Genomic DNA, 5,173 nt, shown 5'->3' with positions numbered 1-5,173 from the left:
GTCCCCAGTCCCCAGTCCCCAGTCACCAGTCACCAACCCATGCCCAAACACAAAAAAAGACTAACCCCCCTAGCAGAAATACGCCAAAGTCAACTTCTTAACACCTACGGACCAGGTTCAATGGTTGACTTACCAGAACACTCCGTTATTATCGGCGGTTTATCCTTCTGGAAAGGTGAAAAACAATACATCCGCGAAGACCGCTTAAAAAATAAAGTTCAGGAAATTCTCGAACTGCAAGAACCCGTTAATTTATACAGTCCTCCCAGGGATAACCCTGACTCCTATGCCCCAGATGCTAATGTTGGTGTGTTTATTTTCCCCACCTGGTTTGTCGCCCAAGTAGAAAAAACAGTCCGCTTTCACGGCAAAGACTACCGTACCCGTCCCCTAGTCACTTGGCGAGAAGTTCAATCAGGCTTAAAATTTGATGGTAAGTCAGTTAACGCCGTTCCTATCCGCTTTGTCCAAGGTTGTGCTAATGGACACATCAGCGATATTAACTGGTACGCCTTCGCCCACAATGATTTTAATACCAAATGTAAACATCAACTATGGTTAGATGAAGGTGGTTCTGGTAACGACTTTGAAGAAATCTTTGTCCGGTGCGAAGTTTGTAAAGGTGCGCGTCGTCCCCTGTCTCAAGCCAAACTGCCCAAGTCCAGAGTTTTAGGACCATGTCAAGGCGATCGCCCTTGGTTGGGTTATCAAGGTAAACAAAATGATTGTTACAGTTGTGTAATAGATAAAACAGGCAATATAGTTAAAACTAAGGAGCGAGAATACAACCGGCTATTAGTTAGATCCGCCAGTAATGCCTATTTTGCCCAAACATTAAGCGTCATTTCCATCCCCGATCTCAATGAACATTTAAAGAAAACCATAGACTGTCATTATGAAGATTTGCAATATTTAGAAGAGATTAATGATCTCAGAGGATTTTTATTAATTCAGAAAAAAAATCCTAAATATGCTGACTTAATAACATTAGATGTAGATGCTATTTGGGCAGAAATTCAACGTCGTAATAATAAACAAAGCAGTGAAAGTAAAACCATTAAACAAGTAGAATTAGAAGCTTTATTAAATTGTGAAGAAACTACAGGTAAAGAGCATGATGATTTTTATGCAACTAACCGCAAATTAGATCATTTTCCCAGTGAATTATTACCTTATATAGAAAGAGTAGTATTAGTCCATCGGTTAAGAGAAGTTATTGCCCAAATAGGGTTTACTCGGTTTGAAGCTTCTCTACCAGATATTGAAGGAGAAATAGATAAAAACTTAACCATTAATGTACAGCGTGCAGCATTAGATTTGGAAACTAAATGGATACCAGCCATTGAAAATAAAGGCGAAGGAGTATTTATTGGCTTTCATAAACAAGTAATTGAAGAATGGCAAGAAAAAGAAGTAGTAAAAGCCAGAGGGAGAAAATTAGTAAGCGGTTTAAAACAATGGTGTCTCAGTAAAAATATCTCCGAAGATCAAGTTAAATTTCCTGGCTTACCCTATATAATGCTGCATTCCTTATCACATCTATTAATTACCACCGTTTCCTTAGAATGTGGTTATGCTGCCAGTGCCATCAGAGAAAGAATTTATGCTAATCCAGACACAGGATATGGCATCCTTTTATATACAGGTTCGCCTGGTTCTGAAGGGACATTAGGGGGTTTAGTAGAGGTAGGTAATAACATTGAATACCATTTAAAAATTGCCTTAGAAACAGGTAAATTATGTTCTAATGATCCTGTATGTTCTCAACATCAACCAGATAACCTGCAAGAAGAAAGATTTTTACATGGTGCTGCTTGTCATGGCTGTTTACTGATTGCCGAAACTTCCTGTGAATGGCGGAATGAATTTTTAGATCGGGCTTTAATTGTACCAACTTTAGAAAATTTAGGTTGTGAGTTTTTTCTCAATTTCGGGGAATAAGGAACAGGGAAGGAATACAGACATTTTTGTTTTCACTCAAGAGGAGAAAAAAGGCAATTTTGTAAATCCCCAAATCTTGATGATCTTTGATTGCTTCTTTATTCATTAGACTTCTCCAGAAAAGAAATTATGGCTTGTAGTGCAGGCATACTTTGACATAGTTCGACTCCGCACTTCGACTTCGCACTTCGACTTCGCTCAGTACAAGCTCACTAACCGTAGTTCGACTTCGCACTTCGACTTACTTCGACTACGCTCAGTACAAGTCGCTCAGTACAAGCTCACTAACCGTAGTTCGACTTCGCACTTCGACTTCGCTCAGTACAAGTCTTGCCTGCTCATCGTGTACCTCATGTAGATGGAATGTGCTGTAACTTTTTTGGCAAACCCTAATTTACCTAATTTAAACGATAGGCAACTCGCAGACTTTGCACTAAAATCACCACAGAAGCCACAGCCATCAAAGCACCCCAAAACCAATAAGGTAACAGTAAATATCTTTGCATTTGTGCTGTATCGGAAAGCCCTAAAGATCCTGCACTATAACTAAATAGATAATTTAATTGATGGTAGGTACTCACACAAGCTTGCACACCCAAAAACTGAATAGCAAAACCCTGTACCCAGCGGGGAGTTTGCAAAGCTACTGCCAAAATAATTAAACCTAGTAAGGGTACTGCTATCAACCCAAACAAAGAACGCACCCAAACCAAGGCAGAAAATAACAAAAACCCCCCTAATATTTTCAAACTGAGGGAGGCGGCTTTAAAACTGCGGGAAGCAAGAATTAATGCTGCACCGGCAATAGGTGGACCCATCGGACCTGCGGCCGCAACCAAAGCAGGACCAAGGGGAGCCAAAGTAGAGCGCATAGAATAAGTAGCCACACCAGAACCATTATTAAAAATCTGTAATTTATGAAAATTTCCCCCCAAGATCAGAGCCATCAAACCATGTCCCATTTCATGAAACCAAGTTGCCAAGATGGTAAATGGGTATAAAATATAATCACCTGCTGGGAATTGCCACAAAACAGCAGTGGCGATCGCTGCTCCTACAAGCCAACTTAACCCCATACGTTCAACTTCTGGGGGTGCTTCTTGAGTGAGCAAAGATGAAAAATTTTTTGGTTCTCTCATTATGTAATATTCCTACTAATAATCCGTAACTCGTAATTTATAACTACTAATTACTAATTACTAATTATTAATTACGAATTACGAATTATCAATTACGAATTATTCTCTAAGAGAGTTGAAATAAGAAAGTTACCAAATCTCCCTTACCCAAACTGATGCGATCGCCTGGACGTAAGCGGTGTCTATTTCCTGGTAATAACGGCAAATTATTAATATAAGTGCCGTTAGAACTACCCACATCTTCTATATAATGTGCATCTCCCTCAACACGAATATCTGCATGAATCCGTGAGACAATTTCTGAATTAGGAAATCCTGCTACATCAATATCTGGAGGAATGCGATCATTGGGTTTACCAATATGAATTACAGACACATTTTGCAGTAATTCAATTTCTTGGTTACTTTGGACATGGAATAGCCGCGCCACCACTTGTTGTAATTGAGTTTTAGATACTGCTACTGCGGGTGCGGGTGCTGGTGCTGGTGCTTCTGGTTGTGGTTCGGGTACTGGGGCTGGTGGAACTACCGCTTCTGGAACTGGAACTGGAACTGGAACTGGAACTGGAACTACAACTGGCACAGGTGCTGGCACAGGTGCTGGCACAGGTGCTGGCACAGGTGCTGGTGGAACTACCGCTTCTGGAACTGGTGCTGGAGGTGGAACTGGTACGGGTGCTGGTGTGGGTACGGGTGGGGCTACTGCGGCTGGAGGTGGAACTGGTGCGGGTGCCGGTGCCGGTGCGGCTTGTGGAACTGCTGCCACGACTGTTGGTGGTAGAGTAGAAGCAACAGGAGGATGAGTATAAGTATCGAGTCCTAAAGGATTAGCTTGTAAAAGTTCTAACATGGGGTCAGGAGTAACCAAAGGTGGTACTTCCACAGGAATATTAGGATCGATGGTTGCACTTACTACAGTTGGTTCTGCTACAACAGGAGCGGAGTGTAGGTTATAGCCACACTGACCGCAAAAAGCAGCATCTGCTTGTACAGTTGCCCCACAACTGGGACAGTTTGTAGTCGCTGGTAACGGCGTATAACAAGCTTCACACTGAACAGCGCCGTCTGGATTGGGATGATTGCAATTTGGGCAGACGATCATGGATTTAAGCCTTAATCAAGTTAGTTGTAAAATATATTACTAGCAAGTAGTTATCAGTTATCAGTTGTCAGTGGCACAAAGCAAAAGGCAAAAGGCAAAAGGCAATTGATGTTTCCTATTCCCTATTCCCTGTTCCCTGTTCCCTGTTCACTAATTTAGGGTTTGAGTTCTAAACCTGCTGCTTCATCTAGCAGCCATAGCAATTCTCCTTGAGGTTTAATCAAGCGAGATGGATAAGTAAAATCATCAGCGGTAGGTGCGAAGACTTGAGCTAAAGCAGGTCTTTTATTAGCACCAGCAGCCAAAAAAATTACACTCCGTGCAGCGTTGATGAATGGGTAGGTAAAAGTGATGCGAGGATTACCATCTTTGTTACCTACAGTAATCAAGCGATCGCGTACATTAAGAGCTTCTGTATGAGGAAACAAAGATGCAGTGTGGGCATCATCACCCATTCCCAGTAAAACTACATCCAATGGGGGAAAGTTTCCCGGTGCTGCATGGAAAAATTCTTGCAGATGCTGTTCATACTTAGCTGCATCTACCGCTGGATTAGCTGATAAAGTGGGTATGGCGTGAATATTAGCGGCGGGTATAGCAACCCGATCTAACCATGCACGACGCGCCATAAGTTCATTGCTATCGGGGTGATCTGGTGGTACATAACGTTCATCTCCCCAGAACACATGAATTTTATCCCAAAGCAAGTTTGAAGAGGCTAAAGCTTCATACAAAGGCTTAGGTGTGCTGCCACCAGACAAAGCAATAGTAAATTGTCCCCGTTCTTGAATGGCAGTGGCCAATTTGGACAGAATCAAATCCCTCGCCCGTGCTACCAAAGCTGGGAGATCGGGTAAAATTTCAACCTTCTTGTTCATGGGTTCATCATCACATAGCTGACTTTCAGCAATAGAATACCTAATTTCTGACAATTTCCCAGTTTAACTTTTGAAACTTTTAACATCATCAGAGTTAGGAGGCAGGAGGCAGG

General features: G+C 42.0%; 4 protein-coding genes. 1 reads left to right on the top strand and 3 read right to left on the bottom strand.

All coding sequences use genetic code 11. The features are described from left to right. Positions 1-1,941: DUF1998 domain-containing protein (locus tag PN497_RS15275; RefSeq protein ID WP_334310655.1), on the top strand; the 1,941-nt coding region annotated here is incomplete at its 5' end. Positions 1,942-2,339: 398 nt separating this feature from the next. Here PN497_RS15275 and PN497_RS15270 read toward each other — a convergent pair. From PN497_RS15270 to pgl, 3 genes are all read right to left on the bottom strand, one after another. Continuing rightward, positions 2,340-3,080, bottom strand: a complete 741-nt coding sequence (locus PN497_RS15270; protein ID WP_096572102.1) for a M50 family metallopeptidase — start codon at positions 3,078-3,080, stop codon at positions 2,340-2,342. Between the two features lie 106 nt (positions 3,081-3,186). After that, positions 3,187-4,182, bottom strand: a complete 996-nt coding sequence (locus PN497_RS15265; RefSeq protein ID WP_096572101.1) for an FHA domain-containing protein — start codon at positions 4,180-4,182, stop codon at positions 3,187-3,189. A 155-nt stretch (positions 4,183-4,337) separates the two neighbouring features. Beyond that, a complete protein-coding gene (gene pgl, locus PN497_RS15260) occupies positions 4,338-5,060 on the bottom strand; it encodes a 6-phosphogluconolactonase (protein ID WP_096572864.1) in 723 nt (240 codons plus the stop codon). Positions 5,061-5,173: the final 113 nt, after the last annotated feature.

It is taken from the genome of Sphaerospermopsis kisseleviana CS-549, from assembly GCF_028329225.1.
GTDB classification, from domain to species: domain Bacteria; phylum Cyanobacteriota; class Cyanobacteriia; order Cyanobacteriales; family Nostocaceae; genus Sphaerospermopsis; species Sphaerospermopsis kisseleviana.
Note: the sequence above shows the minus strand (reverse complement) of the source record. Positions and strands in the feature narration are given on the sequence as shown.

Excerpts from the sequence above, each read along its gene's own strand:
- PN497_RS15270 (WP_096572102.1), bottom strand. The coding sequence starts at position 3,080 with ATGAGAGAACCAAAAAATTTTTCATCTTTGCTCACTCAAGAAGCACCC.
- PN497_RS15265 (WP_096572101.1), bottom strand. The coding sequence starts at position 4,182 with ATGATCGTCTGCCCAAATTGCAATCATCCCAATCCAGACGGCGCTGTT.
- pgl (WP_096572864.1), bottom strand. The coding sequence starts at position 5,060 with ATGAACAAGAAGGTTGAAATTTTACCCGATCTCCCAGCTTTGGTAGCA.